This is a genomic window from Caballeronia sp. LZ028, from assembly GCF_031451415.1.
GTDB lineage: Bacteria > Pseudomonadota > Gammaproteobacteria > Burkholderiales > Burkholderiaceae > Caballeronia > Caballeronia zhejiangensis.
In genome coordinates this window covers 753,405-768,388 of record NZ_JARUXN010000001.1, presented here as the reverse complement: position 1 = coordinate 768,388, position 14,984 = coordinate 753,405, and the positions used below count along the sequence as shown (strand labels likewise).

The 14,984-nt window shown below is 62.6% G+C and carries 14 protein-coding genes and 1 tRNA gene; 9 read left to right on the top strand and 6 right to left on the bottom strand.

The annotated features are described in order from the left end of the window. Positions 1–25 precede the first annotated feature (25 nt). The 5 genes from QCE58_RS03650 to QCE58_RS03630 all read left to right on the top strand — a co-directional run bounded on the left by QCE58_RS03650 (position 26) and on the right by QCE58_RS03630 (position 4,831). Positions 26–1,684: an MFS transporter gene (locus tag QCE58_RS03650; RefSeq protein WP_250480299.1), complete on the top strand. Its 1,659-nt coding sequence runs from the start codon at positions 26–28 to the stop codon at positions 1,682–1,684. Positions 1,685–1,772: 88 nt separating this feature from the next. Next, positions 1,773–1,849, top strand: a tRNA-Met gene (locus tag QCE58_RS03645). 119 nt (positions 1,850–1,968) lie between these two features. Continuing rightward, entirely contained in the window at positions 1,969–2,829 is an 861-nt protein-coding gene (locus QCE58_RS03640) for a MurR/RpiR family transcriptional regulator (RefSeq protein WP_175979834.1), read from the top strand. Positions 2,830–2,936: 107 nt separating this feature from the next. Next, on the top strand, positions 2,937–4,268 hold the full coding sequence (locus QCE58_RS03635; protein WP_250520940.1) for an aspartate aminotransferase family protein: 1,332 nt from the start codon (positions 2,937–2,939) through the stop codon (positions 4,266–4,268). 8 nt (positions 4,269–4,276) lie between these two features. After that, positions 4,277–4,831 carry a carboxymuconolactone decarboxylase family protein gene (locus QCE58_RS03630; RefSeq protein ID WP_175979832.1) on the top strand — a complete coding sequence of 185 codons (555 nt, stop codon included), beginning with the start codon at positions 4,277–4,279 and terminating at the stop codon, positions 4,829–4,831. A gap of 16 nt (positions 4,832–4,847) precedes the next feature. Here QCE58_RS03630 and QCE58_RS03625 read toward each other — a convergent pair whose 3' ends face one another. After that, entirely contained in the window at positions 4,848–5,735 is an 888-nt protein-coding gene (locus QCE58_RS03625) for a glutamate/aspartate ABC transporter substrate-binding protein (protein WP_034470816.1), read from the bottom strand. Between the two features lie 321 nt (positions 5,736–6,056). Between QCE58_RS03625 and QCE58_RS03620 the strand changes: the two genes are divergently transcribed. Further along, complete coding sequence (locus tag QCE58_RS03620) at positions 6,057–6,548, top strand: hypothetical protein (RefSeq protein ID WP_250520939.1); 492 nt, start codon at positions 6,057–6,059, stop codon at positions 6,546–6,548. Between the two features lie 321 nt (positions 6,549–6,869). Here the strand turns inward: QCE58_RS03620 and QCE58_RS03615 are convergent, their stop codons facing one another. From QCE58_RS03615 to QCE58_RS03605, 3 genes are read right to left on the bottom strand one after another with little or no spacing between them, the layout of a single operon-like run. Beyond that, complete coding sequence (locus QCE58_RS03615; RefSeq protein WP_008351376.1) at positions 6,870–7,265, bottom strand: hypothetical protein; 396 nt, start codon at positions 7,263–7,265, stop codon at positions 6,870–6,872. Between the two features lie 8 nt (positions 7,266–7,273). Continuing rightward, entirely contained in the window at positions 7,274–7,822 is a 549-nt protein-coding gene (locus QCE58_RS03610; protein ID WP_033536569.1) for a lipoprotein, read from the bottom strand. A 42-nt stretch (positions 7,823–7,864) separates the two neighbouring features. Beyond that, positions 7,865–8,794 (bottom strand): peptidoglycan DD-metalloendopeptidase family protein, encoded by a 930-nt coding sequence (locus QCE58_RS03605; protein WP_250520938.1) that lies wholly within the window; start codon positions 8,792–8,794, stop codon positions 7,865–7,867. A 314-nt stretch (positions 8,795–9,108) separates the two neighbouring features. Here QCE58_RS03605 and QCE58_RS03600 point away from each other — a divergent pair, with 314 nt between their 5' ends. After that, the gene (locus tag QCE58_RS03600) at positions 9,109–9,360 is read left to right on the top strand and encodes a GlsB/YeaQ/YmgE family stress response membrane protein (protein ID WP_008351379.1); all 252 of its coding nucleotides are present in this window, start codon (positions 9,109–9,111) and stop codon (positions 9,358–9,360) included. Positions 9,361–9,418: 58 nt separating this feature from the next. On the opposite strand, the gene QCE58_RS03595 is transcribed toward QCE58_RS03600, so the two are convergent. Further along, positions 9,419–10,078, bottom strand: coding sequence for a DedA family protein (locus QCE58_RS03595; protein WP_008351380.1), 660 nt, complete (start codon positions 10,076–10,078; stop codon positions 9,419–9,421). A 183-nt stretch (positions 10,079–10,261) separates the two neighbouring features. Beyond that, entirely contained in the window at positions 10,262–11,563 is a 1,302-nt protein-coding gene (locus QCE58_RS03590; RefSeq protein ID WP_250520937.1) for a triacylglycerol lipase, read from the bottom strand. A 502-nt stretch (positions 11,564–12,065) separates the two neighbouring features. On the opposite strand from QCE58_RS03590, the gene mutL reads away from it, so the two are divergent. Both mutL and miaA read left to right on the top strand, forming a co-directional pair. Beyond that, complete coding sequence (gene mutL / locus QCE58_RS03585; RefSeq protein ID WP_250480294.1) at positions 12,066–14,027, top strand: DNA mismatch repair endonuclease MutL; 1,962 nt, start codon at positions 12,066–12,068, stop codon at positions 14,025–14,027. After that, positions 14,024–14,971: a tRNA (adenosine(37)-N6)-dimethylallyltransferase MiaA gene (miaA, locus tag QCE58_RS03580; protein ID WP_250480293.1), complete on the top strand. Its 948-nt coding sequence runs from the start codon at positions 14,024–14,026 to the stop codon at positions 14,969–14,971. Before mutL ends, miaA begins: the two co-directional genes overlap by 4 nt. Positions 14,972–14,984: the final 13 nt, after the last annotated feature.

The following is a 14,984-nucleotide window of genomic DNA, read 5'->3' as shown; positions in this document are numbered from 1 at the left end:
CGAAAATCAGAACAGGAGACGATGCATGGCTACGGTCGAAGGGCGCGTGTCACACGCACCGATGACGGCGGAGGAGAAGAAGGTCATCTTCGCTTCGTCGCTCGGCACGGTGTTCGAATGGTATGACTTCTATCTGGCGGGCTCGCTCGCCGTCTATATCAGCAAGACGTTCTTCTCGGGCGTCAATCCGACGGCCGGCTTCATCTTCACCTTGCTGGGCTTCGCGGCGGGCTTCGCGGTGCGTCCGTTCGGCGCGATCGTGTTCGGGCGGCTCGGCGACATGGTCGGGCGCAAGTACACGTTCCTCGTGACGATCGTCATCATGGGTCTGTCGACGTTCCTGATCGGCTTCCTGCCGGGATACGCGACCATAGGCATCGCGGCGCCGATCATCTTCATCGCAATGCGGTTGTTGCAAGGCCTCGCGCTCGGCGGCGAATACGGCGGCGCGGCGACGTATGTCGCGGAACATGCGCCGTCGAACAAGCGCGGCGCGTGGACGGCGTGGATCCAGACCACGGCGACGCTCGGCCTCTTCATCTCGCTGATCGTGATTCTCGCGGTCCGCACGATCATGGGCGAAGAGCAGTTCGGCGCTTGGGGCTGGCGCATTCCGTTCCTCGTATCGATCCTGCTGCTCGCGATCTCGGTGTGGATTCGGATGAAACTGCATGAATCGCCGGTGTTCGAGCGCATCAAGGCGGAAGGCAAGACCTCGAAGGCGCCGCTCAAGGAAGCGTTCGGCGAGTGGAAGAACCTGCAGATCGTGCTGCTCGCGCTCTTCGGTCTGACGGCGGGACAGGCGGTCGTGTGGTACACGGGCCAGTTCTACTCGCTCTTCTTCCTCACGCAGACGCTCAAGGTCGATGGCACCAGCGCGAACATCATGGTCGCGGTGGCGCTGCTGATCGGTACGCCATTCTTCGTGTTCTTCGGGTCGCTGTCGGATCGTATCGGCCGCAAGCCGATCATCATGGCGGGCTGCCTGATTGCCGCGCTCTCCTTCTTCCCGCTCTTCAAGGCGCTCGCGCACTACACGAATCCGACGCTCGAAGCCGCGACGCAGAAGTCGCCGATCGTCGTCATCGCCGATCCGGGCGAGTGCTCGTTCCAGTTCAATCCGGTGGGCACGGCGAAGTTCACGAGCTCGTGCGATATCGCGAAGAGCGCGCTGTCGAAGGCCGGTCTCAACTATGAGAACGTGGCGGCGCCGGCGGGCACGCAGGCGCAGATCAAGGTCGGCGAAACGGTGGTGAACACGTACGACGGCAAGGCCGCCGACGCGAAGACGCAAGGCGCGGCGTTCGACAAGACGCTCGCCGGCACGCTGAAGAGCGCGGGTTATCCGGCAAAGGCCGATCCGGCGCTGATCAACTGGCCGATGGCGATCGTGGTGCTGACGATCCTCGTGATCTTCGTGACGATGGTCTACGGCCCGATCGCGGCGATGCTGGTCGAGATGTTCCCGGCGCGCATCCGCTATACGTCGATGTCGCTGCCGTATCACATCGGCAATGGCTGGTTCGGCGGCTTCCTGCCGGCGACCGCGTTCGCGATCGTCGCCGCGAAGGGCGATATCTACTCGGGCTTGTGGTATCCGATCGTGATCGCGTTGATCACCTTCGTGATCGGCATGCTGTTCGTGAAGGACACGCGCAAGTCGAATGTCTATCACGAGGATTAATCGACGGGCTTCTGCGCGATTTGTTAAATAAATCGCGCAGAAGGGGTTGACACGCGCTTCGACGCTCGCCATAATCTCGTCTTCTTTCGGCGAATTAGCTCAGTCGGTTAGAGCGACGGAATCATAATCCGCAGGTCCGGGGTTCGAGTCCCTGATTCGCCACCAGCTTCAAGAAAAAGCCGCTGTTCCACAAGGACAGCGGCTTTTTTGTTTTCTGCGCGCGACCGCTCTCCACGTCGCGCTCATGCTTAAATAGCGCGTCCGCTTCCTCAAGCATCCAGAACGTGCCCACCTTCGACCAACTCGCGGCGACGATCCGCGACCGCTTCCCCGATCTGAGCCCGCAATTCCAGGCCGGCGCCGCCTTCCTTCTCGACTATCCCGACGAAGTCGCCGTCCTCTCGATGCGCAAGGTCGCCGAGCGCGCCAAGGTCCAGCCCGCCGCGATGGTCCGTCTCTCCCAGCAACTCGGCTTCCCCGGCTGGAACGAGTTGCGCGAAATTTTCGTGAGCCGCGTACGCACGCGCCCCGAACCGCTGACGACGCGCGCCCGTTCGCTCGTCAAAGGCGGCGCCGACAATCACCTGAGCCGCGATCTCGCACACGCGCAATCGCACAATCTCGAACTCACGCTCGCGCAAAACGCGCAGAGCGTCGTCGATACGGCGAAGACGCTCAAGAAAGCGCCGCATGTGCACGTCGCGGGCTTTCGGTCGTGCTATCCCGTCGCGTTCGGCCTGCTTTATGGATATCGCCTGTTTCGGCCGTCGGTGAGTTTGATCAGCGGCGAAGCGGGCACGCTCGAAATGCAACTGCGCGGCATCGAGAAAAAGCACGCGGTGGTCGTCGTCAGCTTTGCGCCGTATTCCGTCGAAGCCGTGCGCGTCGCGCAGGCGGCGATCGAGCGCGGCGCGAAACTCATCACGCTCACTGACAGCGCCGTGTCGCCCATCGCGCTGAACGCCGATCACACGCTAATCTTCGCGCACGAATCGCCGTCGTTCTTTCCGTCGCTCGTCGCGGCGTCGGCGCTGGCGGAGATGCTCGTCGCGCATCTGCTCGCGCTCGAAGGCAAGGACGCCGTCGCCCATCTCGAACAGGCCGAAGCCGCGCTGCACGCGCACGGCGCCTACGCGGCGAGCTAATCGGCCGAGCGTTGCGTCACACGCGATATTGACAACATATGTTGTTATCACGCTAGAATGTCACATCGCGTGTTGCACGCGCATTCCGCATTCGAAAGGCAGGCACCATGACCACGGTATTTCATCGCGCGCCGCGCGCCACGCTTCCGGTCGCCGTCCGCGGCGACGGCATCGAGATCGTCGATTCGACCGGCAAACGCTACATCGATGCATGCGGCGGCGCAGCCGTCTCGTGTCTCGGACACAGCCATCCGCGCGTGATCGAAGCCATCCAGCGGCAAGTGCAGCAGTTGCCGTACGCGCACACGTCGTTCTTCACCACCGAGCCCGCCGAAGAACTCGCCGACCGGCTCATCGATGCCGCGCCGAAAAATCTCGGCCACGTCTACTTCGTGTCCGGCGGCTCCGAAGCGATGGAAGCCGCGCTCAAGCTCGCGCGCCAGTATTTCGTCGAGAAAGGCGAACCCGCGCGCCGGCATTTCATCGCGCGCCGGCAGAGCTATCACGGCAACACGCTCGGCGCGCTCGCGATCGGCGGCAACGCGTGGCGGCGCGAGCCCTTCCTGCCGATGCTGATCGAAGCGCATCACGTCACGCCCTGCTTCGCGTATCGCGAACAGCGGGCGGGCGAAACCGACGAAGCCTTCGCGCAACGTCTCGCCGATGAACTTGAAGCGAAGATTCTCGAACTCGGAGCCGAATCGGTGGCGGCGTTCGTCGCGGAAACGGTCGTCGGCGCGACGGCGGGCGCGGTGCCGCCCGTGCGCGAATACTTCCGCAAGATCCGCGCGGTCTGCGACAAATACGGCGTCCTGCTGATCCTCGACGAAGTGATGTCGGGCATGGGCCGCACCGGTCATCTGTTCGCGTGCGAGGAAGACGGCGTGTCGCCCGATATTCTCGCGATCGCGAAGGGTCTCGGCGCGGGCTATCAGCCGATCGGCGCGACGCTCGTCAGCAACGCGATCTTCGATACGATCGTCGGCGGCTCGGGCTTCTTTCAGCACGGCCACACGTATATCGGTCACGCGACGGCGTGCGCCGCGGCGCTCGAAGTGCAGAAAGTCATCGCCGAAGAGAAACTGCTCGACAACGTGAGGGCGCGCGGCGAACAACTGCGCGCGTTGCTGCGCGAGCGGCATGCGGATCATCCGTTCATCGGCGATGTGCGCGGCCGCGGCCTGTTCACCGGCGTCGAACTGGTTCAGGATCGCGCGGGCAAGATGCCGTTCGATCCGAAGCACAGGCTGCACGCGGTCATCAAGAGCGAGGCGATGAAGCGCGGCCTCATGGTGTATCCGATGGGCGGCACCGTCGACGGCCGCATCGGCGATCACGTACTCATCGCGCCGCCGTTCATCACGACAAGCGCGCAAATCGAGACGATCGTCGAGCGGCTCTCCGATGCAATCGATGGCGCGCTTTCCGTCATCCAGTGAGAACAAACATGAAGAAGCGACTTCCCGATTTCGACATCGCGCAGGCTTCCGATGCGCAAAGAGCCGTGTTGCAGGACATCGTGAGCGGACCGCGCGGCAATCTGAACGGGCCGTTTCTCGGTTGGATCTTCAGCCCGGAACTCGCGCAGCACGCGCAAAAACTCGGCGCGTTCTGCCGCTACGAGACCGGCCTGCCGCTGCGCCTTTCCGAGCTTGCGATTCTCGTGACCGCGGCGCGCTGGCGCTCGCAGGCGGAATGGCACATTCATCATCCGATCGCGCTCGATGCCGGCCTGCCCGCCGATCTCGCCGAAGCGCTGCGCACGGGAAAGACGCCGACATTCGCCGATGCCGACGACAAGCTCATCTTCGATTTCGCCAGCGAACTCTACGACACGAAGCGCGTGAGCGATGCAACCTACGACGCCGCCGTCGCGCGCTTCGGGCACACGGTCGTCGTGAATCTCGTCGGCTTGCTGGGCTATTACGCGCTCGTCGCGATGACCCTCAACACGTTCGCGATGCGCGCCGAAGGGCAGACGGATCTGCCCTTCGCGGAATGACGCGCGCGCCGTCGCGCTATTCGAACGCCTTGTCGTTCGGTTCGGCGTAGAGCTTCTGCATCGCTTCGCTCATCGGAAAATCGAAGTTGATGTTCTTCGGCGGCACCGGCTTCATGAACCACTTGTCGTACATCGTCTTGATCTCGGGGCTTTTCATCACCTGACTCATGGCGTCGTCGACGAGCTTTTTGAACTCGGGATCGTCGCGACGCATCATGAAGCCGTACGCCTCCGACGACTGCGGCGTGCCGACGAGCACCCAGTCCGACGGCTTCGCCGTCAGCGAGCGCGTGCCGGCGAGCAGCACGTCGTCCATCATGTAGGCCACCGCGCGGCCGGTTTCGAGCGTCGCGCGCCCTTCGCCGTAATCCTTCGCGCTGATGATGCTCATGTTCATCTTCTTCTCTTCGTTCATCTTGCGAAGAATGCGCTCGGACGTCGTGCCCTGATTCGTCACGACGGTCTTGCCCGCGAGATCGGGAAAGTCCTTGATGCCGGAATCCTTTTTCGTCAGCAGACGCGTCGTCGCGACGAAGAACGTGTCCGAAAACGCAACCTGATTCTGCCGCGACGTGAGATTCGTCGTCACGCCGCATTCGAGATCGACCGTGCCGTTCTGCACGAGCGAAATCCGATTCTGCGATGTCACCGGAATGAAGCGCACGCGTAGATCCGGATGCTTCGTTTTCGCCTTGACCGCATCGATCACCTTGTTGCACAAGTCCTGCGAAAAGCCGATGACGTCGTTGTTCGCATCGACGTACGAAAACGGCACCGACGTCTCGCGATGCCCGATCGCGATGAGATTGGCGCTCTGGACCTTGGCAATCGTGGACTGGCCGTAGCTTGCGCCCGCAACCAGAGATAACGCGACAGTCGATGTGAGCAACGACGCAAATTTCATGACGTCCTCTTTGAGAGTGGAATGATACATATGTTGCCATCGACAAAATTAACGCAACATATGTATTCACCCTAGGGCGCATCGCACGGCGGCCTCTTGCGACTTTTACTTACAAATGTCACAGCACATGCGTCCACCGCCGTCGTCGCGCGGCGTTATAGCTGGCAGGCATCCGGCGGTTACGCGCCTTAAGACACAGCTAATTTTCCGGTGCGATGATGCTTTCAACGTCAAACGCATCCAAACGCATCCAACGCATTCGCGTCCCGGCGCGACAGACAGCACCGGCGTTAGGCGAACACCTTTTTCGGGAGCACTGCCGTGAAGAAGAAATCGACGAACATGAAATCCGCCCGTCCCGCGATGTCGCCGCTTCTGCGCGCGCTGACCTGCAGCCGCGCCGCCCGCGAACCGATGATCGACGCGATGCTGCTGCGCTCCTATGTGGCGCTCGACGCGTTTCATGGCGGACACGGATCGCAGCCGCTCTTCATGACGCTATGCCGTCACATGTTGGTCGCGGAAGAGTTGTGCCAGTTGGGCCACGCGGCGGAATGCGACCACGACATCACGCTCGCGCACGAAGCGCTCGTCGAACTGGACGCGCGTCATTCGGACGAAGGCGTCTGGACGCTCGATGCCGGTCAGCACGCACGTCTGTGCACGGCGCTCGCCGTTTTCGCGGCGCAACTGGAAGAAGCGACGCTCGAGCACATCGCGCAGGCGGAAGCGCGCATGGTCACGCAATCGCTCGTCGCGGCGAACATGCGTTCGGGTATCGGGCGTGTGGAAACGGTGTCGTCGGCCGACTGAAGATCGCTTCGCGGATCGGGACTTCCCCGCAGATGCTTATCAATTTGCGAATGTGTTTGCGAGCGTACATTCTTAGGAATGGCCATTTGCAATACTTTTTCCAGCGCACGGGGGGCAGCAGCAAAACGCGCTGAGAGACCGACAAACAGGATGGGCGGCACTCGATCAGGTCGTGGGTAAAAGCAAAGCGCGAGAATAAAAAAGCAAAGCGCGAGTTTTTGCCAACGGCGCGACGAGTCGCAGGCGAAAGAGGCCAGCGCCCCGACAAAGAAGCTCAAAAGCCGGCATTCGCCGGCTTTTTCTTTGATGCCGTTGGATCGGTCAGCGGACGGCCGCGAACACGGTGCGCGCGCACTCGCTGCACCAATGGCGCGACACCGCATCGGGAGTCGCATCCCAAACGTGACCGTACGCGCATCGCCAGCTCAAGGGCGTCGCGGCATCGACATAGCGGTGCGAAAGCAGCGCGCCGCCGCGCGCTTGCGCGATGTCCTGCAGACGCTTCGTCTCCAATTCGCGCCGCTCGGTCGCGCAATTCATGCAGCGCACGTTCTGCGCGATGTCGAGCGTCTTGTCCCAGCGATGCCCGCGCCCGCAATCCCAGAGCACAAGCTGCTTTGCGCCGGCCTGGCGCGACGCCTGATCGCGATAGCGCGACGCTTCGTCCATCAGGCGAAGGCGCGTGTCGTATGTCACCGAATCACTCATCGTCGTCATGCCCGGAATCAGCGTTGACCGCCGCGGATCGCTTCGGAACGCGACGTCGTCACCACGGTGCCATCCGGTCCGAAGTGCACGTTGAACATGGCGTCCTGATTCACGCCGTCTTCGAGCCAGTGCCAGCTCCAGACGCGCTCCTTCTTCAGCCGATACTCCGCGATTTCGGTCGGCTTGCCGAGCAGTCTGCGCACTTCGTCCATCGTCATGCCGAGGCGCACTTTCGCGAAGTTCTCGGCGGTCAGCACCTGCGTCACGGAAACGAAATGCCCGCGGGGGTCGAGATCGACCATGTAGGTGTTCGTGCCCGCCGGGCCGCGCGGATATTCGAGGCGCTTGCTTCCGTCGGTGAACGTGCGCTCCGTCTCGGGTTCGCCCATTTGGTCGCGGATCTGCGCCTCGGTCGTCACGCCGGGCTGCAGGTTCTTGAGCAGCAAGTTGTCCGGCTTCACTGCATTGAAAAATGCCTTGAGCTTGTTCAACGCTTCCTCGCTCTGCTGCTGCTCGCAGCCGGAAAGCAGCGACGTCAGCGACGCCGCGGTCAGCGCGGCGATCATGATCTTCTTCACCTTTCGGCTCCCTTCCCGCCCGGCCAGGAATCAGCCGCCGGCCGCGCCGAGCAACGGGATCGGATCGACCGCGGTGCCCGACTTTCTCACTTCGAAATGCAGCGCGGGCGTGCCGCCCGGGCCGGTGCCCATGTCGGCGATGGTCGCGCCCTGCTTGACGGAATCGCCTTCCTTCACGAGCAGCTTCTCGTTGTACGCGTAGGCGGTCAGATAATCGTTGCCGTGCTTGACGATGATCATGCGCCCGTAGGAACGCAAGCCGCTTCCCGCATACACGACCTTGCCCGACGCCGCTGCCTTGACTGGCTGTCCGACCTTGCCTTCGATGTCGATGCCCTTGTTGCCGCTCGCGCCGAACTTGCGCACGACGTCGCCGTGCGCGGGCCAGACGAAGGTGCCCTTGGATGCAGTCGCGGTGACTGCGGATTGATGTTCTTCGCTGGCCGCAGCGGCGGGCTTTTCCGCCGCTGGCTTCTGCGCCACAGATTTCTCCGGCGTCGGCAGAAGCGGCGGCTGCGCCATCTTCGATCCGGCGGTCGCCGAACTCACCGTCGTTGACGACGCACCCGGCGGCATCACGCGCAACACCTGCCCGACGTTCACCTGCCTGCTTTCCGGCAACGTGTTCCACTTGGCCAGATCAGCGGGCTTCTGCTTGAAGGTGCGCGAAATGCCGTAAAGCGTGTCGCCCGGCTTAACGCGATAAAAGCCCGGTTCGACGGGCGCGGGTGTCGTCGGCCCGAGCGGCACGACTGGCGCGGGCGTCACGATCGGCGACCCGCTCTGCACCACCGGCGGCGCGCTCAGCGCGGAACTTTCGACGATCGGCGCGGGCTCGCGCGGCGTCGATGAACATCCCGTCAATCCGGCAGCCAACCCCGCTGCGAGCGCCACGCCCGCGATCGCCCCGCGCGGGCCCGATCCGAAACCTTCCTTGTGCATCACCACCAGCTTTCTCATGCTTGTCGTCTTGAACTTTTTCAACCAATTCCGCCAGCATAAAACATTACAGATACAAATTCGCCTCAGTGACCTAAACGACACACTTCGCCCAAGCGCCGACCGAACCTTTTGGCAATCCAAATTTTTGACGTATTTTGCCCCGGCCATGTGTCATCTGTCGTCCGCGCTGTTTGCCGACGCTGCATCGACAATCCTTGACAGTTGACAATCCCCCGCCACGGTCATTTCCGCTACATTGCCCGCGCCTGATTGCAGGTCCCGCCTGCGTCCCGCATCTCTCAATTCGACTGGAGTCTCAACGCATGCAAATCATGCAACACGGAATCATCCTCAGCCTCATCATCGGCGGCGTGGCGGGCTGGCTCGCCGGCCTCATCATGAACGGCAGCGGCTTCGGCGTGATCGTCGACATTCTCGTCGGCATCGTCGGCGGTGTGATCGGCGGATGGCTCTTCAGCACGCTCGGCATCTCATTCGGCGGCGGCATCCTCGGCACGCTGATCACCGCGGTGATCGGCGCGGTCGTGCTGCTTTTCGTGATCCGCCTGTTCCGGCGCCGTTAAGCGGTTTCGCGGCGTGAGCGAGGCCGGCATCCGACGGCCTCGCGCATCCCGCTCTTCCTCAAGCCTTCGAATTGCGACGGCTCATCTTCCATAGCGCGCCGATCGCCACCGGCACGATGGCCGCGCCGATCCCCACCAGCACGATCACGTTCAGATACTGCTTGATGAACGGAATGTTGCCGAAGAAATAGCCGAGCAACACGAGCAACAGCACCCAGATGAGCGCGCCCAGAATATTGAAGAGCTGGAAGCGCCCGTGACTCATCGACGACACGCCCGCGACGAACGGCGCGAACGTCCGCACCACCGGCACGAAACGCGCGATCACGATCGTCTTGCCGCCGTGCTTCTCGTAGAAGTTGTGGGTTTTCTGCAGCGCGGCGCGGTCCAGAAAGCGCTCGAGCACGGGAATGTTCGTATCGAAAACTTTCGGCCCGATGGCGCGGCCGATCCAGTAATTCACCGTGTTGCCGGTCACGGCCGCGATGAGCAGGAGCGCGATCAGCGCGAAGAGATCCATTTCGTGCGACGCGGCGAACGCGCCGCCGATGAACAGCAGCGAATCGCCCGGCAGGAACGGAAACACGACGAGCCCGGTTTCGCAGAACACGATCAGGAACAACACCGCGTACACCCAGGCGCCGTAATTCTGGATGAAGACACCGAGCGACTTGTCGATGTGAAGGATGAGTCCCAGGAATTGCAGCAACGTGTCCAAAAATCTTTCCTCAAAAAGTAAGCCGGCGCCGGAAAAGCGGCGCATCGGCAACAAATGCGGGAGTCGCGCCATGATACCGAAGTGGCGCGGCGCCGGGCTCGCTCACACGAATGTTCACCCGGAAGCGCGCGCAACCCGGGCGCCCGAAAGCCCCACAGGAAAGATCAGGCTCCGGCCGGGTCGCTAAATTGGCAGCGCCTTGTTATAGGCCGCGATTTTCCCAAAAAATTCCTCCAGCCACTCGAGCGTCGTGCTGCCGACCGGCTGCACGATGCCGATATGATCCACGCCGGCGATCGGAGGATGAACGTACCAGACGCCCTTCTTCGGCGGATGAGCGGGGTTGTCCCCGACGAACTCGTGCGCGTGCCCGATCGGGTACTGCGCCGACGGAACCGGGACGCAACCGTCATTGGGACGCCAGTTCAGGAATCCGCCCGCAAGATCCCTTTCATTGAGGCCGAGCGCCGCGCCGCCGCCGAGGAGCAACGGGTTCATGTTCGACATCGGAACACGCGTGTCGGCGAGGCCGGGCACCGTTCCATCGGCGCAATACGACGCGTAATAAGTGTGCGGCGACGTCTTTACCCAGATGTTCTGCAGTCGGGCCGCGGCGAAGGAAAGATCGTAGATTGCGCTGTCAGTCGTCTTCCAGGCCTTGCTGAGGATGATCTTTTTGGCGTATTCGACCAGATCCTCGCCCTTCTCGCGGTGGATGCCCCACTGCTTCAAGTCGAAGTCGAAAAGCAGATCGCGGTTATCGGCGCCGCACAGGCTCGCCAGGCTCAATAGCAGGTCGGACATCGGCTCGCCGAGATCGTCTGCGACCGGGGTGCCGTTGTTGACGCCAGCGATGGACGTGATGCTATGTACCCATTGCTTGCCGCCCTTGAAGAGTTCGGAGGTGCCGGCTTCCCGCGAACTCGGCGCGAAGGCAATTTCATCCGGATCGCCATGTTCCAGCAATTGCACGAGAGTGCGGATGGTCGGACCGCCCATGCTGTGCCCGATCAGATGAACCTTGTGTTCTTCGCTCCATTCGGGAAATACGCCGGGATACGAACGTCCATAACGTTCGTGGCCGTAACGCGCCGAATGCACCGCGCCGTAATCCACCACGCCGCCCTTCAAGAAATAATAAAGCTCGCAGGCCCGGTCCCAGTTGCTGGATAACGGTCCGACCGCAGCGGTGAAAGTCTGGTAACCCCTATTATTGAGATATTCCTGAATATCGCCTGTGCCGCCGAAATAGTGATAAATCTTGCTCGTCAGCGTTTCGCGACCCCAACCGCAAAACCCATGCACGAGCACATTCGGAAAGTTGTTTCCGCTTTTACCGTTTGCCGCCACACGACTTTTCTGAGTTTTTGCTTCCGCGTTCTTATGACTGGAATGCGCGCCTGCCTGCTGGCCTTTCGTCGGCGGCGCTTCGGTCACGGCATGATTTCCAGTCGGTTTCTTTTTTTCTGAAGCGATACGGGACATGAATTATCCTTTTTCTGAAGTTTCGAAAACATTACCCAATACATTTGGCCTCCGGCGGAATCCCGTGGCTGAATCGCTCCGCATTTGCGGATAACCGGCATGATCAAAATCGTCGCGGCCATACGAAAACTCTTAAACAATTAATGCCCGAAATGATTATTAGGCCGTGACGATTACCCGATTCAACGCTCGCGAACGCGGCATTCGAAACACAAACGAATTCATACTCAGCAGGAATCGCCGCCTCGATGGCAAACAAATTGGCGGTGCGAGCGAAATATTGCGTGAGTGAGATCGACGGATTGATTGCGCGCGGCCCGGCAGAACTCTCTTGCGGCGGCGTAATGCATTGTACGCGTGGACCCGAAAAAAACTCAGTAATGCAAATAAATTGCGGCGCAAGAAAGTCCCGCTCTGGCCCGCGCTCTTGGATACGTGCGCGCCCGGACCGATGCAGCCGGCCACCCGAAGCCCGAACGTTGCGAATCGTTATAATTTCGCCATGTCCGACCTAAACGAAACCTCCGCTGGCGCTTCGACAGCCGATGCCGCGCGCCGTCCGCGCGCCATCGCCCCGCTGCCCGATCAGCTCATCAGCCAGATTGCCGCTGGCGAAGTGGTGGAGCGGCCTGCGTCGGTCGTCAAGGAACTGCTGGAAAACGCACTCGACGCCGGCGCGACGACACTGCGCATCACGCTCGACGAAGGCGGCGTGAAACGCATCGTGATCGCCGACGACGGCTGCGGCATTCCGCCGAACGAGCTTCCGCTCGCGCTGATGCGCCACGCGACCAGCAAGATCCGCTCGCTCGCGGAACTCGAAGCCGTTGCGACGCTCGGGTTTCGCGGCGAGGCGATTGCGTCGATCGCGTCGGTTGCGGAACTGTTCATCACGAGCCGCACCGAAAGCTGCCCGCACGCGACGCGCATCGACGCGCAAACCGGCGCCATCTCGCCCGCCGCGGGCACCGTCGGCACGACAATGGAAGTGCGCGAGCTGTATTTCAACACGCCCGCGCGCCGCAAATTCCTGAAGAGCGAGCAGACCGAGCTCGGGCATTGCCTCGACGTGATTCGCCGCACGGCGCTCGCACGGCCCGACGTCGCGATTTCAGTGATGCACAACGGCAAAGCCGTCGAGCACTGGAACGCGAGCGATCCGCAGACGCGCGTCGCGAAGATTCTCGGCGAGGTGTTCGAAACCGCGCATCTGCCGCTCGACGAACGCGCCGGGCCGCTTGCGGTCTACGGCTGCGCGGGTTTGCCGACCGCGAGCCGCGGGCGCGCCGATCAGCAATATTTCTTCGTGAACGGCCGCTTCGTGCGCGACAAGCTGCTCACGCACGCCGTGCGCGCCGCGTATGAAGATGTGCTGCACGGCAATCGCTATCCGGCGTACGTGCTGTTTCTCGATTTGCCGCCCGAATCCGTCGATGTGAACGTGCATCCGTCGAAGATCGAAGTGCGCTTTCGCGATTCGCGCTCGATTCATCAATACGTCTTTCACGCCGTGCAGCGCGCGCTGGCGCGGCATGCGGGCGCGTCGCCGGAAACGACGGCGGGCGGACACGCGGCGCAATTGCAGCCGACCGGCCCGGCTTCGTTCAGCGCAAAGCCTTTCGCCGGCACGCCGGATTCGCTCACGCTGAAAAGCGAGAACGGCACGAACTGGATGCGCCAGTCGCGCATGACGCAGGGCACGCTGCCCGTCGCGCAGCCGCTCGCGCTTTACGACGCGCTGTTCGGTCGCAAGGACATCGGCGCGGGTACGTCAGGCGCGACGACGACCATCGACACGCCGTATCCGTCGATGAACGAGCGCCCTCCCGCGCCGCTGATCGCCAGTGACAGTGCGGACAGTGCGCTCGATCACGCCGATGAACAGCCGCTCGGTTTCGCCGTCGGCCAGATTCACGGCATCTATGTTTTGGCGCAGAACGCGCGCGGCCTCGTGATCGTCGACATGCATGCCGCGCACGAGCGCATTCTTTACGAGCAATTCAAGCACGCGCTCGCCGATCGCGCGATCGCGGTGCAGCCCCTGCTGATTCCCGTGTCGATGACAGCGGAGCCGGTCGAGATCGGCATCGTCGAGGAAGAGCGCGCGACGCTCGATGCGCTCGGCTTCGATCTCGCGGTGTTGTCGCCGACGTCGATCGCGATCCGCGCCGTGCCCGCGTTGCTGAAGGACGCCGACCTGCAATCGCTCGCGCGCGCCGTGCTCGCCGATCTGCACGCGTATGGCGGCTCGCGCGTGCTCACCGAACGTCAGCACGAATTGCTCGGCACGCTCGCGTGTCATAACGCGGTGCGCGCGAATCGCCGGCTCACGCTCGACGAGATGAACGCGCTCCTGCGCCAGATGGAAGCGACCGAGCGCGCCGATCAGTGCAATCACGGCCGTCCGACGTGGTATCAGCTCACGCTCGCCGATCTCGACCGACTCTTCATGCGCGGACAATGAGCGCTTCCGCCTTGCCTGTTGCGTGTCTTCTCGGGCCGACGGCGTCGGGAAAGACCGCGGCCGCGCTCGCGTTCGCGGCGCTGCATCCGGTGGAAATCGTCAGCGTGGATTCGGCGCTCGTCTATCGCGAGATGGATATCGGCACGGCCAAGCCGAACGCCGAGGAGCGCGCGGCGGCGCCGCATCATCTGATCGATATCATCGATCCCGCCGAAACGTATTCCGCCGCGCAGTTTCGTGCGGATGCGCTGCGGCTCGTCGGCGAGATCGTCGCGCGCGGCAACGTGCCGTTGCTGGTCGGCGGGACGATGCTGTACTACAAGGCGCTGACGCAAGGTCTGAACGATCTGCCGACCGCCGATGCCGACGTGCGCGCCGCCCTCGACGCCGACGCCGCCCGCGATGGCTGGCCCGCGCTGCATGCGCGGCTCGCGGCGGTCGATCCGCAAACCGCCGCGCGGCTTGCGCCGAACGACTCCCAGCGCATCCAGCGCGCGCTCGAAATCTTCATGCTGTCCGGCCAGCCGATGTCCGCGCTGCTCGCCGCGCCGCGCGTTCAGGATGCGGATGCGCCGTATCGCTTCGTGCCGGTCGCGCTGGAGCCGTCGGATCGCGCGGTGCTGCATGCGCGCATCGCCGCACGTTTCGATGCGATGCTCGCGCACGGCTTCATCGACGAAGTGCGCGCGTTGCGTGCGCGCGGCGATCTGGATCTTTCGATGCCGTCGATGCGCTGTGTCGGCTATCGGCAAGCGTGGGACTATCTCGACGGCGCGACGGGTTACGACGAGATGCGCGACAAGGGCATTTTCGCGACGCGGCAGTTGTGCAAGCGGCAGTTGACGTGGCTGCGCGCGATGCCGGAGCGAGTCGTGGTGGAGTGCTGCGCGGGGGACGCGACGGAGCGGGCGGTAGCAGCGATTAGGAAAACTTCGAAAGTCTGAAAAGTCATACTGA

Bases quoted from the DNA above. Each gene is read 5' to 3' on its own strand.
- QCE58_RS03650 (WP_250480299.1), top strand. From the start codon at position 26: ATGGCTACGGTCGAAGGGCGCGTGTCACACGCACCGATGACGGCGGAG.
- QCE58_RS03635 (WP_250520940.1), top strand. From the start codon at position 2,937: ATGACCACGGTATTTCATCGCGCGCCGCGCGCCACGCTTCCGGTCGCC.
- QCE58_RS03630 (WP_175979832.1), top strand. From the start codon at position 4,277: ATGAAGAAGCGACTTCCCGATTTCGACATCGCGCAGGCTTCCGATGCG.
- QCE58_RS03625 (WP_034470816.1), bottom strand. From the start codon at position 5,735: ATGAAATTTGCGTCGTTGCTCACATCGACTGTCGCGTTATCTCTGGTT.
- QCE58_RS03615 (WP_008351376.1), bottom strand. From the start codon at position 7,265: ATGACGACGATGAGTGATTCGGTGACATACGACACGCGCCTTCGCCTG.
- QCE58_RS03610 (WP_033536569.1), bottom strand. From the start codon at position 7,822: ATGATCGCCGCGCTGACCGCGGCGTCGCTGACGTCGCTGCTTTCCGGC.
- QCE58_RS03605 (WP_250520938.1), bottom strand. From the start codon at position 8,794: ATGAGAAAGCTGGTGGTGATGCACAAGGAAGGTTTCGGATCGGGCCCG.
- QCE58_RS03600 (WP_008351379.1), top strand. From the start codon at position 9,109: ATGCAACACGGAATCATCCTCAGCCTCATCATCGGCGGCGTGGCGGGC.
- QCE58_RS03590 (WP_250520937.1), bottom strand. From the start codon at position 11,563: ATGTCCCGTATCGCTTCAGAAAAAAAGAAACCGACTGGAAATCATGCC.
- mutL (WP_250480294.1), top strand. From the start codon at position 12,066: ATGTCCGACCTAAACGAAACCTCCGCTGGCGCTTCGACAGCCGATGCC.
- miaA (WP_250480293.1), top strand. From the start codon at position 14,024: ATGAGCGCTTCCGCCTTGCCTGTTGCGTGTCTTCTCGGGCCGACGGCG.